General features: G+C 41.1%; 20 protein-coding genes. 17 read left to right on the top strand and 3 right to left on the bottom strand.

Annotation, left to right across the window (positions count from 1 at the left end; translation table 11 throughout):
• Nucleotides 1-19: 19 nt before the first annotated feature.
• From ACTHRG_RS08605 to argF, 3 genes are read left to right on the top strand one after another with little or no spacing between them, the layout of a single operon-like run.
• A complete protein-coding gene (locus ACTHRG_RS08605; protein ID WP_076256653.1) occupies nt 20-1,099 on the top strand; it encodes a carbamoyl phosphate synthase small subunit in 1,080 nt (359 codons plus the stop codon).
• On the top strand, nt 1,092-4,217 hold the full coding sequence (locus ACTHRG_RS08600; RefSeq protein WP_440231013.1) for a carbamoyl phosphate synthase large subunit: 3,126 nt from the start codon (nt 1,092-1,094) through the stop codon (nt 4,215-4,217). The genes ACTHRG_RS08605 and ACTHRG_RS08600 overlap by 8 nt, the downstream gene beginning before the upstream one ends.
• Complete coding sequence (gene argF, locus ACTHRG_RS08595; RefSeq protein WP_440231011.1) at nt 4,214-5,170, top strand: ornithine carbamoyltransferase; 957 nt, start codon at nt 4,214-4,216, stop codon at nt 5,168-5,170. Before ACTHRG_RS08600 ends, argF begins: the two co-directional genes overlap by 4 nt.
• A 36-nt stretch (nt 5,171-5,206) precedes the next feature.
• Here argF and ACTHRG_RS08590 read toward each other — a convergent pair whose 3' ends face one another.
• On the bottom strand, nt 5,207-6,019 hold the full coding sequence (locus ACTHRG_RS08590; protein ID WP_420485111.1) for an undecaprenyl-diphosphate phosphatase: 813 nt from the start codon (nt 6,017-6,019) through the stop codon (nt 5,207-5,209).
• 171 nt (nt 6,020-6,190) lie between these two features.
• Here ACTHRG_RS08590 and ACTHRG_RS08585 point away from each other — a divergent pair, with 171 nt between their 5' ends.
• Both ACTHRG_RS08585 and clpB read left to right on the top strand, forming a co-directional pair.
• Nucleotides 6,191-6,370, top strand: coding sequence for a YjzC family protein (locus ACTHRG_RS08585; protein ID WP_076256660.1), 180 nt, complete (start codon nt 6,191-6,193; stop codon nt 6,368-6,370).
• Between the two features lie 152 nt (nt 6,371-6,522).
• Nucleotides 6,523-9,120: an ATP-dependent chaperone ClpB gene (clpB, locus tag ACTHRG_RS08580; RefSeq protein ID WP_440231009.1), complete on the top strand. Its 2,598-nt coding sequence runs from the start codon at nt 6,523-6,525 to the stop codon at nt 9,118-9,120.
• A 69-nt stretch (nt 9,121-9,189) separates the two neighbouring features.
• Here the strand turns inward: clpB and ACTHRG_RS08575 are convergent, their stop codons facing one another.
• Nucleotides 9,190-9,381, bottom strand: a complete 192-nt coding sequence (locus ACTHRG_RS08575; protein WP_440231008.1) for a DUF2929 family protein — start codon at nt 9,379-9,381, stop codon at nt 9,190-9,192.
• 181 nt (nt 9,382-9,562) lie between these two features.
• Here ACTHRG_RS08575 and ACTHRG_RS08570 point away from each other — a divergent pair, with 181 nt between their 5' ends.
• The 4 genes from ACTHRG_RS08570 (at nt 9,563) to ACTHRG_RS08555 (ending at nt 12,492) form a co-directional block, all read left to right on the top strand.
• Nucleotides 9,563-10,300: a serine aminopeptidase domain-containing protein gene (locus tag ACTHRG_RS08570; RefSeq protein WP_076256663.1), complete on the top strand. Its 738-nt coding sequence runs from the start codon at nt 9,563-9,565 to the stop codon at nt 10,298-10,300.
• A gap of 80 nt (nt 10,301-10,380) precedes the next feature.
• The gene (locus ACTHRG_RS08565; RefSeq protein ID WP_440231007.1) at nt 10,381-11,208 is read left to right on the top strand and encodes a hypothetical protein; all 828 of its coding nucleotides are present in this window, start codon (nt 10,381-10,383) and stop codon (nt 11,206-11,208) included.
• A 109-nt stretch (nt 11,209-11,317) separates the two neighbouring features.
• Nucleotides 11,318-12,274 (top strand): BMP family ABC transporter substrate-binding protein, encoded by a 957-nt coding sequence (locus ACTHRG_RS08560; protein ID WP_076256667.1) that lies wholly within the window; start codon nt 11,318-11,320, stop codon nt 12,272-12,274.
• A 29-nt stretch (nt 12,275-12,303) separates the two neighbouring features.
• On the top strand, nt 12,304-12,492 hold the full coding sequence (locus ACTHRG_RS08555) for a ComZ family protein (protein WP_076256669.1): 189 nt from the start codon (nt 12,304-12,306) through the stop codon (nt 12,490-12,492).
• Nucleotides 12,493-12,548: 56 nt separating this feature from the next.
• Here ACTHRG_RS08555 and ACTHRG_RS08550 read toward each other — a convergent pair whose 3' ends face one another.
• Nucleotides 12,549-12,902 carry a hypothetical protein gene (locus tag ACTHRG_RS08550; RefSeq protein WP_076256671.1) on the bottom strand — a complete coding sequence of 118 codons (354 nt, stop codon included), beginning with the start codon at nt 12,900-12,902 and terminating at the stop codon, nt 12,549-12,551.
• A 214-nt stretch (nt 12,903-13,116) separates the two neighbouring features.
• On the opposite strand from ACTHRG_RS08550, the gene ACTHRG_RS08545 reads away from it, so the two are divergent.
• From ACTHRG_RS08545 to opp4C, 8 genes are all read left to right on the top strand, one after another.
• Entirely contained in the window at nt 13,117-14,049 is a 933-nt protein-coding gene (locus ACTHRG_RS08545; protein WP_076256672.1) for a beta-ketoacyl-ACP synthase III, read from the top strand.
• 46 nt (nt 14,050-14,095) lie between these two features.
• Complete coding sequence (fabF, locus tag ACTHRG_RS08540; RefSeq protein ID WP_076256674.1) at nt 14,096-15,334, top strand: beta-ketoacyl-ACP synthase II; 1,239 nt, start codon at nt 14,096-14,098, stop codon at nt 15,332-15,334.
• 240 nt (nt 15,335-15,574) lie between these two features.
• Nucleotides 15,575-16,240, top strand: coding sequence for a DUF2268 domain-containing putative Zn-dependent protease (locus tag ACTHRG_RS08535; RefSeq protein ID WP_083675286.1), 666 nt, complete (start codon nt 15,575-15,577; stop codon nt 16,238-16,240).
• A 147-nt stretch (nt 16,241-16,387) separates the two neighbouring features.
• On the top strand, nt 16,388-17,413 hold the full coding sequence (locus ACTHRG_RS08530) for an ABC transporter ATP-binding protein (protein ID WP_076256677.1): 1,026 nt from the start codon (nt 16,388-16,390) through the stop codon (nt 17,411-17,413).
• Nucleotides 17,413-18,429, top strand: a complete 1,017-nt coding sequence (locus tag ACTHRG_RS08525) for an ABC transporter ATP-binding protein (protein WP_076256679.1) — start codon at nt 17,413-17,415, stop codon at nt 18,427-18,429. Before ACTHRG_RS08530 ends, ACTHRG_RS08525 begins: the two co-directional genes overlap by 1 nt.
• Nucleotides 18,430-18,464: 35 nt before the next feature.
• Nucleotides 18,465-20,195, top strand: coding sequence for an oligopeptide ABC transporter substrate-binding protein (opp4A, locus tag ACTHRG_RS08520; RefSeq protein ID WP_076256680.1), 1,731 nt, complete (start codon nt 18,465-18,467; stop codon nt 20,193-20,195).
• Nucleotides 20,196-20,292: 97 nt separating this feature from the next.
• The gene (gene opp4B, locus ACTHRG_RS08515; protein WP_035327217.1) at nt 20,293-21,258 is read left to right on the top strand and encodes an oligopeptide ABC transporter permease; all 966 of its coding nucleotides are present in this window, start codon (nt 20,293-20,295) and stop codon (nt 21,256-21,258) included.
• Between the two features lie 12 nt (nt 21,259-21,270).
• The gene (gene opp4C / locus ACTHRG_RS08510; protein ID WP_076256682.1) at nt 21,271-22,191 is read left to right on the top strand and encodes an oligopeptide ABC transporter permease; all 921 of its coding nucleotides are present in this window, start codon (nt 21,271-21,273) and stop codon (nt 22,189-22,191) included.
• Nucleotides 22,192-22,316: the final 125 nt, after the last annotated feature.

Here is a 22,316-nt window from a genome sequence, read left to right as displayed (position 1 = left end):
TAGCTTCGAGGTGTTGAGAATGGAAGGATACCTTCATTTAAATAGCGGCAATTCCTATAAGGGCCAATGGCTGACTGATCAGCCTGAAAAGGATGTAGAAGGGGAAATCGTATTTTTTACAGGAATGACAGGCTACCAGGAAGTATTGACAGATCCTTCTTATAAGGACCAAATCATTGTATTTACGTATCCTTTAATCGGAAATTACGGAATAAATGAGTCTGATTTTGAGAGCAAGAAACCTCATGTGGCAGGGGTTATTGTTTATGAAGGGAGCAGAAATCCATCACATTATAAATCGGCTTATTCGCTTCAGGAATACCTTCAGAAATGGAATATTCCATTATTAGGACATATGGACACCCGATCCATTGTAAAGAAAATCCGTTCGGAAGGCAGCATGCCGGCAAAAATGTCTTCTTCGGAAACATCAGCTGACGGAATGCTGCTTCCAAAGGATGAAAAGGTTTGTAAAGTATCTTCACAAGCTAAGGAGTGCTTTGGAGAGGGAAGCGTTCATATAGTTGTTATTGATTTTGGCGCTAAAAAATCAATTGTGGATTCTTTGCTGAAAAGAGCTTGCAAGGTTACGTCTGTTCCATATAATACAAACTTTGAACAGATAAAAAAATTAAATCCGGACGGTGTGGTGCTTTCAAACGGGCCTGGAGATCCAAAAGAATTAAAAAGCATACTCCCTGAATTAAAAAAGGTGCTGGAGCAGTATCCGGCTTTGGGAATTTGCCTTGGCCACCAGCTGGCAGCTTTAGCATTTGGAGGCAATACAAAGAAACTGTCTTTTGGCCATAGGGGTGCCAACCACCCGATTGCGGACATGAAGAAGAGCACTGTCTTCATGTCATCACAAAATCATAGTTATGTGGTTGATGACGAGAGCATAAAAGGTACAGGGTTTAAAACACGTTATATAAACCTTCATGACCAGTCAATTGAGGGACTGATGCATAAGGTCCTTCCAATCCATACGGTGCAATTCCATCCCGAAGCACATCCGGGACCTGCGGATGGCGATTATATTTTTGATGAGTTTATGAACATGATTCAAGAGGAGAATAGGAGAGTTTTCGCTTATGCCTAAAGACACCAGTATCCAATCCATATTAGTAATCGGCTCCGGCCCTATTGTCATCGGGCAGGCAGCAGAATTTGATTATGCAGGAACACAGGCCTGCGCAGCATTAAAGGAAGAAGGCTATAAGGTTATTCTTGTTAATAACAATCCGGCTACCATCATGTCTGACAAAGCTTTTGCTGATAAAGTCTATTTTGAGCCGATGACAGCTGACAGCCTTGAGAAGATTATAAAGAAAGAACGTCCAGATGGCCTGCTTGCCACACTGGGAGGCCAGACAGGATTAAATCTTGCTTTTAAACTGAGTGAATCAGGTGTGCTTGAACGTTATGGAGTGAAGCTTTTGGGCAGCAGTATAGAATCCATTAAGAAAGGTGAAGACCGGGAAGCTTTTCGTAAGCTGATGAACGAGCTTAACGAACCTGTTCCTGAAAGCATCATTGTCCATGAAGTGGAAGAAGCCGTTCAATTTGCCTGTGATATTGGATACCCTATTATCGTCCGTCCAGCCTATACCCTTGGCGGAACAGGCGGGGGTATTGCAGGAGATCTCGAAGAACTGACATCCCTGGTGCAGGGCGGGTTAAAAGAAAGTGCGATTAACCAATGTCTGGTTGAAAAAAGCATAGCGGGATTTAAGGAAATAGAGTATGAGGTTATGCGTGATTCTCAGAATACGTGCATCACGATTTGCAATATGGAAAATATTGATCCCGTAGGGGTGCACACAGGTGATTCTATTGTTGTCGCACCTTCACAGACCTTAACTGATGATGAATATCAGATGCTCCGAACGGCATCTATTAAAATCATTTCGGAGCTGGGCATTATTGGAGGGTGCAACATTCAATTTGCCCTGGATCCGCATAGCAGGAATTATTACTTGATTGAAGTAAATCCGAGAGTCAGCAGGTCATCTGCCCTTGCTTCCAAAGCAACAGGCTATCCAATTGCCAGAATGGCTGCAAAACTTGCAGTCGGGTATAACTTATCAGAGATAATCAACCCTGTAACAGGAGACACATTTGCAAGCTTTGAACCAGCTCTCGATTATGTCATTGTTAAGTTTCCAAAATGGCCTTTTGATAAATTTCCTTCAGCAGACCGCAAGCTCGGAACACAAATGAAAGCCACCGGAGAGGTAATGGGTATTGACCGGAATCTGGAACGGGCTCTTTTAAAAGCAATCCATTCACTTGAAGTGAAAGGAATGGATTTAATATCACCAGTCTTATCATCGAAATCGGCAGATGAACTGGAGGAATTGCTATTAAAGCAGACTGACGAAAGATTTTTTACCGTGATTGAATTGCTGCGGAGAAATCACTCATTAAAAGCATTACACTCTATCACAAAAATAGATTATTTCTACCTCCACATACTCAGTGAAATGGTGAAACTTGAAAAACACATTTCTTCCTTAACACTTGAAGGAGCAACAAAAGAAGAGCTGCAGCTATTTAAGGAAAAGGGCTTCAGTGATAAGTTTCTTGCATTCGAATGGAAAGTAACGGAGAAAGCAGTCAGGGACAAAAGGAAAGAGGCTGGCATTCTTCCTGCCTATAAAATGGTTGACACATGCGCTGCTGAATTTGAAGCACAATCTAATTATTATTACTCCAGTTATTTTGGTGAAAATGAACAGGTGAAGAGTAATAAGAGAAAAGTCCTGATTATCGGAAGCGGCCCCATCAGAATTGGCCAGGGCATTGAATTTGATTATTGCTCTGTTCAGGGAGTGTTTGCGCTGAAAGATGAAGGCGTTGAGACAATCATGATCAATAACAACCCTGAAACGGTAAGTACGGATTATACAACTGCTGACAGACTTTATTTTGAACCGTTAATTCTTGAGGATATCTTGAATGTGATTGAAGCAGAAGGAGTTTCAGAAGTCATTGTGCAGCTTGGCGGGCAAACAGCTCTGAATCTGGCATCCGATCTTGAAGCTTATGGCGTTACCCTGCTTGGAACTGACTCAAATACCATTGATGCATTAGAGGACCGGAAGCTTTTTTATCAGCTATTGGATGATTTAAATATCCCGAGGATTAAAGGAGATGTTGTCCACTCAGAAGCAGAGCTAAAAGCAGCAGCTGAAAACATTGGATACCCCATTCTTGTACGCCCATCTTATGTTATAGGCGGCAGAGGAATGGAACGTATTTCTTCATCAACTGAGCTTGAGAGCTACTTAACGAAAGGTGATGTCCCTTATCCGATTTTGATTGATCAATTCGTGCATGCTATAGAAGCTGAGCTTGATCTGGCTGCAGACGGAAATTATATATGTGCACCGGCAATTATGGAGCATATTGAAAAAACCGGAGTCCATTCAGGAGACAGCATGTCCGTTCTTCCGCCGCAAAATCTTTCAGAGAAAGTCCAGAATAAAATGTTGGCCTATGCAAAAGCGGTTGTGCAAAAGCTCCATTATAAAGGACTTATGAATATTCAATATATCGTGGAGGGTGAAGAGGTATTTATTCTTGAAATTAACCCCCGTGCAAGCAGAACGGTGCCTATTATCAGCAAGGTCACAGGTGTGCAGCTGGTAGAGATTGCGACAAAAATATTGCTTGGGAAATATAATTTGTCGAAAGATGAAATTCCGGCTGATTCGAAACTCCCGTATGTATGTGTAAAATTCCCGGTCTTCTCGAATTATGCTTTAAAGGGGTTGGACAGCAAAGTAGGTCCTGAAATGAAATCAACAGGTGAGGGCATTTCACTGGCGCCAAATTATGAGGAAGCTGTCAGAAAGTCTTTCCACGCTGGTTTAAATGGTGTTAAGGGCAAATGTGTCGTAATAGCAAATACTCCAAAAACAGACGAATTAACACATTATATTAATCAGGCTAAAGCTGTGCCTGTTTTCCTGTCTCAGGACAAAATGGACTGGAATGCCCAGGAAACCTTTGCTTTATATAATCCCGGAACGAGTGAAGAAGATAAAAAAATGAGAGAAATGGGAACCAAAAACAGAATTTTGACTTTCAGTGAAAAGGAAACGCTTATTGCATTATTAAAATCAATGACGGCAGGCGAATGGAATGTTAAATCCATTGAAGATTGGCAGGGCATAAAAAATAATGAGGCAGAAAAGGAAGTGGGCGTCATATGATCTCAACTCAGGCAGCGGATAAGTGCATAAATATTAAAGGGAAGGACTTTCTAACACTTGCAGACTTTTCAGGAGACGAAATAAAGGGGCTTTTGGAAAAAGCAAAGCAATTAAAGGAAGCTCATTTGCAGGGGGCAGAAACATCTATCCTTAAAGGGAAAATTCTTGGCATGATTTTTGAAAAGTCATCTACACGTACAAGGGTTTCCTTTGAAGCAGGGATGCTTCAGCTCGGTGGCCATGCCTTATATCTAAACAGCCAGGACCTGCAGCTCGGAAGAGGAGAAAGCATGGCGGATACAGCTAAAGTGCTTTCCCAGTATGTTGATGCGATTATGATCCGCACGTTCTCACATGAGAAGATCCAGGAACTTGCTTATCATGCGGACATCCCGGTTATTAACGGCCTGACAGATCTTTATCATCCATGCCAGGCTCTTGCAGATCTTCTAACAATTGAAGAAAAAAATGGGGAGTTAAAAGGCCAAAACCTGGCATATATAGGCGATGGCAATAATGTGGCCCATTCATTAATGATTGCTTCTGCCAAGATGGGGGTGAATATCACGATTGCCTGTCCTGCAGGGTATGAACCGGATCAATCTGTTCTCCAGCAATCACAAGAGTTTGCCGAACAAACCGGTTCAAAGGTAATCGTCACATCGGATCCTGAAGAAGCCGCTGCTAATGCCGATGCCATCTATACGGATGTCTGGACGAGCATGGGCCAGGAAGCAGAGAATGACAAGAGGCTCAAAGATTTTGCTGAATATCAGGTTAATCAATATCTTGTCCAAAAAGCCAAAAAAGATTATGTCTTTTTGCATTGTCTGCCTGCCCATCGCGGTGAGGAAGTTACAGCAGAGGTCATTGATGGAAACAATTCCGCTGTGTTTCAGCAGGCTGGGAACAGGCTTCATGTTCAAAAAGCCATTCTTTCAGAGATATTATAATGGAAAAGCCTTCTCATCGCAGAGAAGGCTTTTTCATTAAGATAGGAAATAAACAAGCGGCCCAACAATAAAACAGTAAATCGCAAAATACTTCAGGTTCCCTTTAGCCATAATATTCATGAACCATTTTAGCGAAAAGTAAGATGCGATCAGTGAGGCAAAAAAAGCTATAGTATAGGGCAAAGCCAATTCAGATAAATTGGGATCTGTTAAAATGTCGTTGAAACCCAATATCATTCCGCCTGCACTTACGGGGATATATAAAAGGAAAGAAAACCTTAAGGCTGTTTCCTGTTTCATCCCAAGTCCCATTGCGGCGACAATGGTAGCACCTGAACGGCTGATTCCCGGTATCAGGGCAACTGCCTGGGCAAGACCTACAATGATTGCGTCCTTATAAGATAATTCAGCATCATTTTTCCGTCCTCGTAAATTCCGGATCAGCCACAGGGCAAGTCCAGTTACGATAAGAGTAATACCCACTGTCTTAATATTGGCAAGATGAACATCAATAAAATCCTCAAACAAAATGCCAATAACACCGGCAGGGATGGTACCGATAATCAAGTAAATGATAAAACGAAAATCAGATTCCGCCTGTTTATCTTTGGTTGTAACGTATGCAAGACCATTGCGAATGAGTCTTATAATATCCTCTCTGTATATAAGCAGAACGGCTATTAAAGAGGCGGTATTTACAAGAAGGGCAAAGCTAAGCCCTTTAATGTCCAGATCGAAAAAGTGCTGCGCAATTTCCAGGTGCCCGCTCGATGAAATGGGAATAGGCTCTGTAAATCCCTGAAACAAACCTAAAAACAAGTATTTAAGCAATGTCAGAAAATCAGTCACATTTAAATCCTCCATATTGAAATCTCACACCTTCCCATTTAACAATAAAAAGGATGGCAGAGTAAAGTAATATCCTGTTCATTGCTTTTTGGGAATGCCAATAGTTTCCCTTATGAGAGATGCAGGAGTGGAAATAATAATAAGTGATTTACGATTAAAGGAGGTATTTGGATGGGGCAAAACAGACAATTTAAGCCTGGCCAGAAAGCGCCTAATAATGGAATTTATATAGAAGTTGGCGAAACGGGAAGCAATGTCAATAATCCGCAAATGCTTAAAATGAGAGCTGGAGACCAATTTCCGGAAACATCCAACCATAACCGGATTTGGACATATAAAAGAAAGCCCTGATTAATTAAATGGAAATTGGGGAAATAGGAATTAGAGCCATCCCAATAGCGGATGGCTTTTTAGATATGGAAAAAGCTGAAAACTTTACATATGAAAAGATTGAATTATAATAAAAACAAAAGGTCAAAAAAGGTCAAATAGGAGGTTGCATAATGGATTTAAATCGGATGACAGAGCGGCTTCAGGAAGGGTTATTGAATGCACAGACCATAGCTATTCGAAAGCAGCATCAGGAGGTGGATGAAGCTCATTTATTCCTGGCTTTACTGGAGCAGGAAAACAGCCTTGTTTCATTAATACTGTCAAAAATTCAGATTCCTATAGATTCAGTTTCTAATAAAATGCAGGAAGCGCTTAGAAAGAAACCGCAAGTATCCGGTTCAGGAACAGAACAAGGGAAGCTGTATATTACCGGTAAACTGCAGCGGCTGCTGGCCGAAGCAGAAAATTATATGAAGACATATCAGGACGATTTCATGTCAGTGGAGCATGTACTGCTGGCTGCTGCAGCAGCGGATACCGAAACGGCAGCAATTTTAAAATCATACGGGATAAGTAAAATGCAAGTGGAGCAGGCGATTAAAGAAGTCAGGGGGAATCAGAGAGTGACATCGCAAAATCCTGAATCAACATATGATGCATTAAAAAAGTATGGAAGAGATCTTGTCTCAGAGGTAAAGAAGGGAAAAGTAGATCCTGTAATTGGCCGGGACAGCGAAATCAGGAATGTCATTCGCATCCTTTCAAGAAAAACTAAAAATAATCCAGTTTTAATAGGTGAACCTGGGGTTGGCAAGACAGCTATTGTCGAAGGTTTGGCACAGAGAATTGTCCGTAAAGATGTGCCTGAAGGCCTTAAGGATAAAACCATTTTTGCCCTTGATATGAGCGCTTTAATTGCGGGAGCCAAATTCCGGGGTGAATTTGAGGAAAGACTGAAAGCAGTTTTAAATGAAGTTAAGAAGAGCGAAGGCAGAATTCTTCTTTTTATTGACGAATTACACACCATTGTAGGTGCGGGGAAAACAGAAGGAGCCATGGATGCAGGGAATATGCTGAAACCTATGCTTGCAAGGGGAGAATTGCACTGTATAGGAGCTACCACACTTGAAGAGCACCGCAAATATATCGAAAAAGATCCTGCGCTGGAACGGCGTTTTCAGCAGGTATTAGTGCAGGAGCCGGATGTGGAGGACACAATCTCCATTCTAAGAGGGCTGAAGGAGCGCTTTGAAATTCATCATGGAGTCAACATCCACGATCGTGCTTTAGTGGCTGCCGCAACCTTATCAGACAGGTATATTACAGACCGTTTCCTCCCTGATAAGGCGATTGACTTGGTTGACGAAGCCTGTGCGATGATCAGGACGGAAATTGATTCAATGCCATCTGAGCTGGATGAAGTTACAAGAAGGGTCATGCAGCTGGAAATAGAAGAAGCGGCACTAAGAAAAGAAATTGATGATGCAAGCAAACAGAGACTCGGAGACCTTCAAAAAGAACTGGCTGAACTAAAGGATCAGGCAAATAGCATGAAAGCTAAATGGCAGCTTGAAAAAGAAGGAATCCAAAAAGTCCAGGAAAAGCGGGAGCAGCTTGAGATAATGCGCCGTGAACTGGAGGAGGCCGAAAATAATTATGACTTGAATAAAGCAGCAGAACTCCGCCATGGAAGAATCCCGGCTTTGGAGAAGGAATTGAAAGAGCTTGAAACTGCAGTTAATGAGAATCAAGGGGACCGGCTGCTGAGAGAGGAAGTCACAGAAGAAGAGATTGCTGGCATTGTGGCAAGGTGGACCGGTATTCCCGTGATAAAACTTGTTGAAGGAGAACGTGAAAAGCTGCTTCGTCTTGAAAGTATCCTTCACGAAAGAGTAATTGGCCAGGATGAAGCGGTGCAGCTTGTGTCAGATGCTGTCCTAAGAGCCAGGGCAGGCATTAAAGATCCGAACCGCCCCATTGGCTCTTTCATCTTCCTTGGTCCTACCGGAGTGGGAAAAACAGAATTAGCTAAGGCACTTGCCCAGTCACTGTTTGATAGTGAGGAACAAATAATCAGAATTGATATGTCCGAATATATGGAAAAACATGCTGTATCAAGATTGATTGGCGCTCCTCCGGGGTATGTAGGTTATGAGGAAGGCGGTCAGCTGACAGAAGCTGTCAGAAGGAAGCCATACTCAGTAATCCTGCTTGATGAAATTGAAAAGGCACATCCAGAAGTATTTAATATCCTCCTGCAGATGCTTGATGATGGAAGGATCACTGACTCACAGGGCCGCACGGTTGATTTTAAAAATACGGTTATCATTATGACTTCCAATATTGGCTCCCACATTCTTCTGGAACGCTCTTCCAATGAGTCAGACATAACTGAAGAGAGCAGAGATAATGTACTTGGACAGCTGAGGAGCCATTTCCGTCCGGAGTTTTTAAACAGAGTGGACGAAATTATCTTGTTTAAGCCTTTAGCTCTCAATGAAATAAAGGGCATTGTATTAAAATTAATTACTCAGCTTCAAGCAAGATTATCAGATCAGCATATTAAGTTAAGTATAAATGATGATGCGAGAGAATATATTGCAGAAAACGGATTTGATCCTGTCTATGGCGCCAGGCCGCTCAAACGGTTTATCCAAAGGAACGTTGAAACAGCACTCGCCCGCAAAATAATCGCAGGAGAAATTAAAGATCAAAGTGAAGTTATTATATCAGCAGAAAACGGCAGAATTGAACTGATGGTAAAATAAGGCCACAAATGAAAAGAATCATCCTGAATTAACAGGATGACTCTTTTCATTTACTGCAGAAGCTGCAGATTAATGAATTCCTTCTTTCTCAACAGAACCTTCAGGAATGATGGAAGCGACAACAAAAATTAGAACAGTTGTCCCAACCGCAAGAATAGTGCCGGTTACAAAATCGTATGGCGCTCCAAGCATTGAGGAAACTACGTACGTTAACATTTGAACAAGAAGGAAAGTCCAGAAGAATGTCCAAAAGAATCTCATCTATTTCACCTCTAACATAATTAATCCCTTTTCATATTAGCATAAGCCATTAAAGAAATAAATTTATTTTTTCTCTTTTCAGCCCATTGATGAACTTGTCTAAAACTAGGCTAATCTCCCTTTCATTTTAAGTTTATTTACATACATTATATTATGAACAAACTTGCAAAGGAGTTTTACTATGGAAAGCCGGAACTTCCAGCTGGATACAGAATGGTGCATGATTCATTACCCAGATAAACCAAGTGGTTTCGGTATTCTGATAATTGGGGATGATCGGCACTATGTTGATAGAAACTGCAGTTTTTGGACTCAGAATGAAGGGAAATATTCATTAATAAAGAAACTAAGACAAGATGGCTATACGATCTTTTATTCAAATTTATACGGAAGGCACTGGGGAAGCGATCGGGCTGTTGAGAAGGCTAAGTACTTGTATGAACATATCACGCGTACAGAAATTATAAACGAAAAGATCCATATTATTGCTGAGGGCATGGGAGCGTTGGTTGCCCTTAGGTTATTGCATGAAATGAGTGATTTAATCCGTTCAGCCGTATTAATAAATCCTATTCTTTCACTAAAGCATCATCTCGACCAGGAAAAAGAGCATAAGTTCTTTTATAAGAAACTATTAAGAGAACTGGCAGCTTCCTATGAAATAGAAACGGATAACATAGCAGATCAGCTCAGCAAACATGAAAAAAACCTCACATCCGGCCTTAAAGTCCCCGTTAGAATCATTCAGGTTCTGTCCGGCGGGAGAGCTTACAAGCAATCGGATTATTTAAAGAAACGATCCATACAATGGGAAAATGAAAATAGCCCTATCTCAGTGTTTTATATCCTCCCAGATAAAAAACAGCGAATTTCTTCCCAAATGACAAGCTTCTTTAGAAAATATGAAAAAGTCCTGTAAATCTGCTTCAATTCCGCAAAGAAATAAAGACAATCCTTTGAGCATAGTATACATTAATATGCTTCCAAGGAGGGGTGAAGATGGACAGGGCAGTCATTTTAGGGACATTTGAATATATAGGTTTCAGCCTGTGCAAGCATCTTCTGGAACAGGGCTGCGAGATAGACGGAATTCATTTCGACAGAGAAAAAGATGACGCTTTAATTCACGAAAAACGTCTGACAATCGGACGGAATGCCAACTTCTATGAAAAAAACTATTCTGCATGGATTAAATCTCAAGAAATATTAAAAAATGACATGATTTATATAGATATATACGACTTATATATTAGGAGTGGGCTTGCCGCTTTAAGGGAGAAGGAGCTTATTGAAGGATTTCTTATGAAAAACCTGGCTATATTCCAGAACCTTCAGGTGAAATTTGCATTTTTGCTCCCCATTCAGTGGCTTAAAGACATCAGCAGAACACACAGCCGGCTGGAAGATGCTATTACAATTCTTAAAGAAAACAATATTTCAGTTTCATCCTTTTATCTGCCTGTTATTTATGGTCCCTGGCAGCCTAAGGAATTTAGTTTTCATCAGTCTATTGCGGAAGAAAGAGTAATGATAAGTGAAAGAGAATGGATACATGATGCTATCTATATTGATGATCTCATCAATTTCTTATCAAGTTGTGCAGATAGGCCTTTCGATGAGTCCTATCTTTTAAAAAGCAGCATCACCGGGCATTGGCGAAAATGCGCTGACTATCTTTCCTTTGACAATAATGAAAATTGGAGATGTCCCGATTTGGCAATAGGGAAAGTAACTGAAAGAACGATTCAGTGTTCAGTAAACTTATCCGATGGTCTCGAAAAACAAAGAAGACATTTTATTTCATTAGGAAACCCGGATGACTTGTAAATTGGAAAAAAATCTTTCCATTTGAGATAAAGAAAAGGTAGAATTAAATTAGTCTGGTAAATTAAACCGGTAGCAGGTAGCGAAAGACAGAGAGGCGGAGAAAAAGAAGATGCATAAGACATTAAAGAAATTAGGGATCCTTCTTTTGTGCCTTCTTTTATTGGCCTCCTGCAGACAGCCGATGTCTGCAGGAAAACTTGAGAAAGCTGGATTATTAGTGCCCGATACTGTCAATGACCAAGTATGGGGGACCAAAGGCTATAAAGGCATGCTAAAGATTCAATCCCATTATGATATTGAGGTTTATTATAAAGAAGGCATGAATTCAGAGATGGTTGTTGAAAGAGCTGTTAAAGAGTTTGACCAAAAAGGTGTAAACCTGATCTTTGGACATGGCAATGAATACGCTGCATACTTTAATAACATCTCAAAAAAATATCCTGACATTCACTTTGTCAGCTTTAATGGTGACGCCCAAAATGAAAACACCACCAGTTTGAACTTTGAAGCATATGCAATGGGTTTCTTCGGAGGCATGGTTGCAGGACATATGACGAAAACGAATAATGTAGGAATACTGGCGGCTTTTGAATGGCAGCCGGAAGTAGAAGGATTTTATGAAGGTGCAAACTATATCAATGATAATGTAAACGTGCAGATCCAATATGTCGGCAACTGGGATAATGATAACAAAGCCATCGCTCTTTTGGACAAACTTATTGCCAGTAAGACAGATGTTGTATATCCCGCCGGAGATGGGTATAATGTTCCTGTTATCGAAAAGCTGAAAGAAGAAGGGCTCTACGCCATCGGCTATATTTCTGATCAGTCTGATTTAGGGGAATCAGTTGTCCTGACCAGTACAATTCAGCATGTAGATGTACTATATGAACTAGTGGCAGAAAAATATAATGAAGGCGAGCTTGAATCAGGAAATCTATCCTTCGATTTCGAGGATGAAGTGCTTTCACTTGGAAAATTCAGCCCTGAAGTCGACGAAGAATTCAAAAAAGAATTAAACGCTGTCATTGAGAATTACAAAAAAACAGGCAAACTGCCTGAATAGTAATTACCATACATAGGAGGTACTGCAAGATGAACGAAAAAAACATGGAATTCATGCAAATCGCCATGAAATACCTGCCAGAAGCCAAACAGCAGCTTGACGAAGCAGGCATCGAACTATCCATGGAAATGATCCAGCCATTCATGAACCTATTCACCAAAGTCATGAACGAAGCCTATGAAATGGGCAAAGCGGATGCCTTGAATGAGAGTGAATAATTTAGGAAACCAGCCTTTTGGGCTGGTTTTTGTTGTTTTTTGAGGAAACACAGCCTCTACTTCTTCCAAAACATTTCCAGCAAAGGACCCGCTTTTTTCAGTAAAGGCTTTAAATGATGTGCTGAAGACATCAGTGTATCGATGTTGCCCATTAGTTCCTCTACGTTTATGTTGTTCAGGATATTGTTTTCATTTTTTTTGCCAGAACTTTCTCTTTCAGTAGTTTCGATGCTTTTTCCCCCTAAGAGCCAGTCGTCAGCTTCATGAGCATTTCTGCTTCTGCCACCGAAAAGCCAATCATCATTCCCGTGACCTTCTTCAGCACTGCTATCGAAACCTTCAGCCCGTTTATTTCCAAATAAAAAATGGGTTAAAGGGTCTTCTGTTTTTTCTTTATCCTTATCAAGCATATGCCAATTACCTCCTTTCAGATGCCTATATATCAGCATATGAAGAAAAATTGACCGGGTATAGACATTTGTGGAGTAATCAGCAGGCAAGGTAAAAAGTGTTGCGTTATAGTATAAACTTTTGATAAAATTAGTACCAAGTCATAATAATTGATATTAATATTTAAATAGAGAATACTTATGGGTTTGTAAATATGAAAGGGAGTGGGACTCCATGAATGCTGGTATTATAGGAATCGGAAGATATCTTCCTGAAAAAGTGGTAACAAATGCTGATTTGGAGAAAATAGTTGATACTTCTGACGAATGGATCCGGACCAGGACTGGAATTGAACAGAGAAGAATTGCGGATGACAGCATAGATACATCAGATATGGCCTATGAGTCGGCATTAAAGGCATTGGATAATGCAGGTATTGAAGCAGAGGATTTAGATCTGATTTTAGTTGCAACGGTTACACCGGATAAGCCCTTTCCATCTGTTGCCTGCATGCTCCAGGAGAGGCTAAAAGCAAGTAAGGCGGCGGCAATGGATATTAGTGCTGCATGTGCAGGATTCATGTATGGTATCATAACGGCAAAACAATTTATTGAAACTGGGACATATAAAAATGTTTTAATAGTAGGTGTAGAAAAGCTTTCAAAAATTACAGACTGGAATGACCGTAATACTGCCGTTTTATTTGGAGACGGAGCAGGTGCAGCTGTAATTGGGCAAGTCTCGGATGGCCGGGGAATATTATCATTTGAATTAGGAGCAGATGGAACGGGCGCAAAACATCTATACCAGGATGAATATATCATCATGAACGGGCGTGAAGTGTTCAAATTTGCGGTTCGTCAAATGGGTGAAAGCTGCATCAATGTACTTGATAAAGCTGGATTATCCAAAGAAGACGTGGATTTTTTAATTCCTCATCAGGCAAATATCCGCATCATGGAAGCTTCCCGTCAAAGATTGGAACTTCCTGTTGAAAAGATGTCCAAAACAGTGGATAAATACGGAAATACTTCTGCTGCATCTATTCCGATTGCATTGGTGGAAGAGCTGGAAGCTGGAAAAATTAAAGATGATGATTTGCTTGTGATGGTCGGCTTCGGAGGAGGACTAACCTGGGGAGCCATTGCGATGAGATGGGGAAGATAAGAAACTCATTTAAAAATGATGATAATTTAAAAGGAGCTGCAATCTTATGAATAAAAGAAGGGTTGTTGTTACAGGCATTGGAGCTGTAACACCGCTTGGAAATAATACAGAAACGACATGGAATAATATTAAATCAGGTGTTTCAGGGGTTGGGCCGCTGACTAGATTAAATGCAGATGAGTACCCGGCTAAAGTAGCTGCTGAGGTAAAGGATTTCAATCCTGAAGACTTTTTTGATAAAAAAGATGCCCGAAAAATGGACCGCTTCACACATTACGCTGTTGCTTCATCCATGATGGCTGTTAGAGATGCAAACCTACAGATTACAGATGAAAATGCTCATCGCATCGGTGTTTGGATTGGTTCAGGCATCGGCGGAATGGAAACATTTGAAAATCAATATGAAATATTTATGAAACGTGGATACAGAAGAGTCAGCCCATTCTTCGTGCCAATGATGATTCCGGACATGGCAACTGGCCAAGTCTCGATCTACCTGGGGGCAAAAGGGTTTAACTCATGTACAGTGACCGCATGTGCCACTGGTACAAACTCAATCGGTGATGCCTTCAAGGTTATTCAGCGAGGCGATGCCGATGCGATGATTTCAGGCGGAGCCGAAGCACCAATCACAAAAATGTCTGTAGCTGGATTTTGTGCAAACACCGCGCTTTCAACCAATCCGGATCCAAAAACGGCCAGCCGTCCATTTGATCAAAATCGTGACGGGTTTGTTATTGGGGAGGGTGCTGGAATTGTAGTACTTGAAGAACTGGAGCATGCACTTGCCCGCGGCGCAAAAATTTATGCAGAAATAGTAGGCTATGGTGCTACAGGGGATGCCTATCATATCACCGCACCTGCTCCAGGAGGAGAAGGCGGAGCAAGAGCTATGAAAATGGCAATCGAAGATGGCGGCTTAAAGCCGGATGATATCGATTATATTAATGCTCATGGTACAAGTACAGATTATAATGACAAGTTTGAAACGTTGGCAATCAAAGAGGTGTTTGGAGATCATGCCTATAAATTGGCAGTAAGCTCGACTAAATCAATGACAGGACATCTACTGGGAGCTGCAGGCGGAATTGAAGCCATTTTCACAGTTCTGGCAATGAAGGAAGGAATCCTGCCGCCGACCATTAATCTCGAGAATCCGGATCCTGAATGTGATTTGGATTATGTTCCAAATAAGGCCAGGGAAAAAGAAATAACAGCTGCAATGAGCAATTCACTGGGCTTTGGCGGCCACAATGCAACCATTGTTTTTAAAAAATATGAATAAGAAATAACCAAAGCTGATTTAAGGGAAGTCAAACCTCCTTTGAATCAGCTTTTTTTTGATTAACAAAATCCTTATACCTACATATTATCGAGTATAAGGAGGTGCAGAAATGGGATAGTTAGAACAGATTTATGGCTCGAGGAAGGCTTTAAGGAACCGCTTAAAATATGTGAAAAGCTTACCGGACCCTTCAATGATGATAACCCCCGAAAAATATACGAGTACCTAACGGGCTTCGGCATGTATACACCTGACCGGTTCAGCAGGAATATTTTCAAGGAGTTAAAAGAAAAGAAAGTGTGGGACCTGGCAAAAAGCATTCACTTAAAATATAGGAGGATGTGGGCGGGACCTGACATCAATGTTTACATTTTCCCTTCTGCTGGAGGAGGACTATTTACGCGTCATTCTGGTAAATCGGGAGTATCCTTTGCAAATATGCTCTTTCTGTTTCTTCCTTCTGAAATAGAAGAAGCTGAACTAGAGGCTTTATTTGTGCATGAATATCACCATGTCTGCAGAATTAACTCACAGAAAAAAAAGCTTGAAGAATTTACGCTGCTCGATTCCATTATACTGGAAGGGCTTGCCGAACATTCAGTAGAATTATACTGTGGAAAGAAATTCAGAGGGCCCTGGTGCACCAGGTATTCAAAAGAGGAAATCAGGAAATTTTGGGATAAATTGATTAAACCGAACCTGAAATTAAAAAAGAATGATAGTCTCCATCAAAAGATATTATATGGTGAGAGACCTTATCCTCTATTACTTGGTTATGCTGCCGGCTACGAAATTGTAAAGGAATTCAAAGAGGAAAAAAGTTTTTCTGCAAAAATTTCTTTTAGTGCGTCTTCAGAATATTTTGTAGATCAAACTTTATATAAACTGGATTCATATTCGCTTTAAAGTCCTAAAATGCGGGCTTTTTTTTTAATGTAGAAAAATGAATTTTAATAAATTTTAAAAAAATCTTGCAATTGTAATAAGTTTGTAATAATATTTTAGACAAATAGAATGAATTGACAGAATAATTAAAAATGTAAGAGGTGTCCTATGAGCGCAAATCCCCGTCAGCATAAAGACGCACCATTACTAGAGGTGAAGAATCTAGAAACGGCTTTTTCCATAGATGGTACATATTATAACGCAGTTGATAATGTTTCTTTCCGAGTAAAACCCCGACAAATAGTTGGAATAGTGGGAGAGTCCGGGTGCGGAAAATCTGTAATGAGCCTCTCTGTTATGAAACTCCTGCCTAAGGGCATTGGCAAAATCCGAAACGGTGAGATTCTCTTTGACGGTGTTCATTTGGAGAACATGACAGATTCAGAGATTAATAAGATCAGGGGAAAAGATATCGCGATGATATTCCAGGAACCTATGACTTCATTAAATCCTGTTTTCTCGATAGGGTTCCAGCTGCAGGAAGTATTATTCAATCATATGAAGATCTCCAAAAAAGAAGCACGGCTTAAAAGTATTGCACTTCTAAAAAGTGTAGGAATTTCAAGACCTGAAAAAATTGTAGATGAATATCCGCATCAGCTTTCAGGAGGTATGAGGCAAAGGGTCATGATTGCCATAGCCATTGCCTGCCAGCCGAAGCTGCTGATCGCTGATGAGCCGACTACTGCCCTGGATGTTACTGTACAAGCCCAAATTCTTGAGCTTTTAAAAGAAATCCAGGAAGTCAATGATATGTCCGTCATTCTGATTACTCATGATCTTGGTGTAGTGGCTGAGATGTGCGATGAAGTAATTGTTATGTATGCAGGGAAAATAGCAGAGCGGACAGATGTAGATTCTTTATTTCACAATCCCAAGCATCCATACACTCAGCTACTGATGGGAGCCATTCCGAAAATGGATGAAGAAGTGGAAAAGCTAAGCACAATAAAAGGAATTGTGCCTTCATTAAAAAATATGCCTAAAACAGGCTGCAAATTTGCGGCACGCTGCCCTAAGGCAATGCCGGAATGCCTGACAGTTACACCTCAATTGGCAGAAAATGAAGAAGGACATGAGGTTGCCTGCCTGCTTTACGAGACAAGCCAGCCGAAACACGAGGTGAACGCATAATGAGTACAGAGCATAATAATACAGCTGTTCTAAAAAAGGATAAAAGCAGCAATGAAGTGCTATTAGAGGTTAAAAACCTAAAAACATACTACCCGATAAAAGGCGGAATCCTTAGAAAGACTGTGGCGGTCGTTAAGGCTGTCGACGATATTTCCTTTGAAATTAAGAAAGGGGAGACGCTGGGGCTGGTGGGAGAATCAGGCTGCGGAAAATCAACAGCAGGCAGAACGATACTCAGACTTCTGGAACCGACAGAGGGGCAAATCATCTTTGACGGACAGGATATTACAAATGTAAGAGGAACCAGCCTGAGGAAAATCCGCCAGGACTTCCAGATGGTTTTCCAGGATCCTTATGCATCATTAAATCCCACGATGATGGTTGGGCATCTTGTGTCAGAGCCAATCAGGAACTATAACAGCAAATCCGAAAAGGAACTGAAGCCGGAAGTAATGGATCTTCTTGCGAAAGTTGGGCTGCCTGAGGATGCTTACTATAAATACCCGCATGAGTTTTCCGGCGGGCAAAGACAGCGTATCGGAATCGCAAGAGCCCTGGCTTTAAGGCCTAAGCTGATTATTGCGGATGAGCCTGTCTCAGCCCTGGACGTTTCGGTCCAATCACAGGTATTGAATCTATTAAAAGAGCTGCAGGATGAATTTGATCTTACTTTCTTATTTATTGCCCATGATTTGAGTGTTGTTAAACATATGAGTGACCGGATAGGGGTTATGTATCTGGGAGGCCTTGTAGAAGTTGCTGAAAAGGACAGCCTCTATGCAGAGCCTCTGCATCCATATACTCAGGCACTGATCTCTGCGATTCCTGAACCCGATCCGCGCAAGAAAAAAGAAAGAATCATATTAGAGGGTGATGTACCAAGCCCGATTGATCCTCCAAAAGGATGTACATTCCATCCGCGCTGCGCACATGCAATGCCGGAATGCCATAGTGTAAAACCGCAATTAAAGGAGGTGAAGCCTGGGCATAGAGTCGCTTGTCACTTATATAAATAAGGCTTTGTCAAAAAATATTTTTCGGGGGGAAAACAATGAAGAAATCAGCATTTTGGCTGCTTTCGCTTCTGCTTGTCATGTCTGTATTCCTTGCAGCATGTTCTGGCGGCGGAGAGAAAGCCAACACTGAAAAGGAACCAAAAGATGATGGGAAAGCATCTGGAGAAGTAAAAGAAGGCGGCAAAGTAACATTCGGTTACACACAGCCATTTAAAGGCGTTTTATCTTTTGCTTATTATGAAGGTGAAGATGATGCAAATGCCCTTCAATTTATGCATGAAGGATTGCTTAAAGTAAATGATGAGCTTATTTCTGAACCGAACTTGGCAGACTATGAGTTATCTGAAGACAAAACTAAATTAACCTTCAAGCTTAAGCAAGGTGTTAAATGGCATGATGGTGAAGAATTAACAGCGGAAGATATGGAATATGCATGGTATTTAATTGCAGATCCAACGTATGAAGGTGCTCGTTTTGCTAACGTAGCAATGATCAAAGGTGCTCAAGAATATAAAGATGGAAAAGCTGACAAAATTGAAGGTATCAAGGTAGTAGACGATTATACAATTGAGGTAACAGTAACTGAGCCTTCTGTTAACTTGTTGGAAAACATTTGGATCTATCCTGAACCAAAGCACTACTACGGAGATATTTCTTCTAAAGAGCTTCCGGATGCCGATCAAATCCGTAAAGCTCCAATCGGTGTAGGTCCTTTTAAAGTGAAAAACATCGTACCTGGCGAAATGATCGAATTTGAGCGTTTTGATGATTACTGGCAGGGACCAGCCAAATTGGATGGCGTAGTTTACAAAATTATTGATGGTTCTCTTGCGCAAGGTTTAGTGCAAAACGGAGAAATCGATGTTATTGAAGCTCCAAAAGATCAGTGGGAAGCTATTAAAGCTCTAGATAATGTAAATCCGGTAGAAGCAGATGCTATGTCTTACAGCTATATTGCTTTTGACTGGGGTCACTATGACACTAAAAAAGGTGTAGTAGTATCTGATAACAAGAAGTTCCAGAACAAATCCCTTCGCCATGCAATGGCACATGCCATTGACCGTCAGGCATTTATCGATGGTTTTGCAAACGGCTTAGGAAAACCATTAAACACTCCTTTCCCTTCAGTATCATGGGCTAAGATTGATGATTCAGAAATCAATCCATATGAGTATGATCCTGAAAAAGCAAAGAAATTACTTGACGAAGCAGGCTATGTTGATAAAGACGGCGACGGCTTCCGTGAAGATCCAGAAGGCAAGCCATTTACAATTAACTTTGATGCTATGGCAGGCGCTGAAACTTCAGAAGCACGTGCTCAATTCATCCTGCAATCCTGGCAGGAAGTTGGCTTAAACGCAAAGCTTAATGGCGGTTCATTAAAAGATTTCAACCTTTTCTATGACACTATCGAAGCAGATGATCCGTCTGTTGAGACATTCATGGGTGCATGGGGACTTGCTAATGATCCGGATCCAGCTGGAATCTGGTTATCTACGGATAAGTGGAACATGTGGAGATGGTACAATGAAAAGTCTGATGAGCTAATTAAGAAGGGTATTACGTTCCCTGAAGATGCAAGTAAAGATGTTACTGAACACCGTCAGGAAGTCTATAATGAATGGCAAAAGCTAGTAAACGAAGAATTGCCAATCATCTTCTTCGAACAGCGTGTAGATCCATGGGCGATCAACAAGCGTGTTGGCGGAGTTAAAGTAACTCCATTTGGAACAGATGAGTTCCACAAGTGGCACATTGTAGAGTAACAGAATAATAGGAACCTGTATTCCTTGGGGGAATTGCTCCTCCAAGGAATACAAGTTTAACCAGCGAATAAATTTTTGTTTGGTAAGGGGAATGGAAATGCTACAGTACACAATTCGACGACTTATAGGTATGATTCCCATAATTTTCCTTATCTCGGTAGTGGTTTTCACCCTGGCAAAGCTCATGCCTGGTGACGCACTATCTGGAAAAATTGACCCATTAAACTCAGATCCGGAGTATATTGAAGAAATGCGTGAGCAGATGGGATTGAACGATCCTATTCCTGTGCAGTATGTCCGCTGGATGAGTGGTGTGGTCCAAGGAGATTTTGGAGATTCATTTGTTCATAAGCGCCCGGTTATGGAATTAATTGGTGACCGTTTGCCGAACACGATTATTTTAGGAATATCAGCTCTTTTAATCACTTATTTATTAGCCTTTTTAATGGGAAGATACTCTGGGCGATTTGCCTATAGCATTGGAGATTATTTAATATCAGCGTTTAACTATCTAGCACTTGCAATTCCAAGCTTTGTTGCAGCTTTGGTTGCCATTTATGTTTTTGCCATCAATCTTGGATGGGTTCCAGCCAGTGGAAGTATCGGCAGCGGGGTAGAAGCAGGGACACTGGAATATTACTTAAGTAAAGCAAAACATACAGTCTTGCCGGCTATTGTGCTTGGAGCCATGGCTACAGCCGCTTATACACAGTTCTTGAGAAATGATATGATCGAAAGCTCTCGCAAGGATTATGTTCGTACAGCAAGAGCTAAAGGTACGAAAGAATCTGCGATTTATAATAAGCACATTCTAAGAAACTCAATCATACCTATTGTTACTTTACTTGGATTTGATATTGCCAATCTATTTGGAGGGGCAATTATCACAGAAACCATTTTCACATACCCTGGCATCGGTTATTTATTCGTAGAATCAGTTAATTCACGTGATTATTCAGTCATGATGGCTATTGCCATGATGCTTACAATTTTAACGCTAATTGGAAATTTAGTTGCAGATTTACTATATGGTTTAGTAGATCCGCGTATTCGTTTAAGTTAGGTAGGTGAGAGTATGGAACCATCAATTTCACAGCAAACTTCGCCCGGTTTAGCAGAGCCTGTTAAACCTCCGAAGAGTCAATCACCATGGGCTCTCGCCCGCCGCAAGTTTTTGCGCAATAAAGCAGCAATGATTAGTCTTGTTTTCCTGCTGCTTGTCTGTGTAATGTCCATATTAGCTGAGCCGCTAACTATGCCGGTTGAGGAGACAGCTAAGATTAATTTAACACAGATGAGCAAAGAACCATCTGCTGATCACTACTTCGGCACAGACAAGTCTGGCAGAGACGTTTTTGCCAGAACTCTTCACGGCGGCAAGACATCACTCTTGCTTGCATTCTCTATCACGCTCTCGGTTATTACCATTGGTACTCTAGTTGGTGCTACTGCCGGATACTTTGGCGGCTGGGTTGATAATGCCCTGATGAGATTTACAGACTTTATGATGAACTTTCCATTCCTGCTGTTTGTTATCGTATTGAAATCCATTTTTATCGAATCAAGTACAGGAACCCTAATATTTGTAATAAGTGTACTAAGCTGGACAGGAACGGCACGTCTGGTGCGAAGCAAGGTCATGGCTGAGAAGGAAAATGAGTATATTATGAGTGCTGTATCCATTGGATGCTCTGCACCAAAAACCATTTTTAAACACTTGCTGCCGAACGTCATGTCGACCATTATTGTTCAGGCAACCATTACTCTTGCAGCGATGATTGTAGCTGAGACAGGCCTAAGCTTCCTCGGATTTGGTGTACCAATCAACATTCCAACCTGGGGGAACATGCTTCAGGAAGCAAGAAGTCCTGATGTTTTAACAAGTAAATGGTGGATTTGGATTCCGCCTGCTGCGATTCTGACATTTACAATCCTATCAATCAACTTCATAGGGGAAGGTTTGAAAGATGCCTTCAACCCTAAATCCAACAGATAGCAAAAAAAACGCCTGTAATAAGGCGTTTTTTGCTGTCTTGTGGCCTATAGCTTGTACATATCTAAACAAATGCCTTCATATACATGTAAAAAAGATAGTGGGAGTGAGTTTATGGCACCAATAAA

It is taken from the genome of Cytobacillus sp. SAFR-174 (genome assembly GCF_051964675.1).
Classification (GTDB): domain Bacteria; phylum Bacillota; class Bacilli; order Bacillales; family Cytobacillaceae; genus Cytobacillus.
Note: the sequence above shows the minus strand (reverse complement) of the source record. Positions and strands in the feature narration are given on the sequence as shown.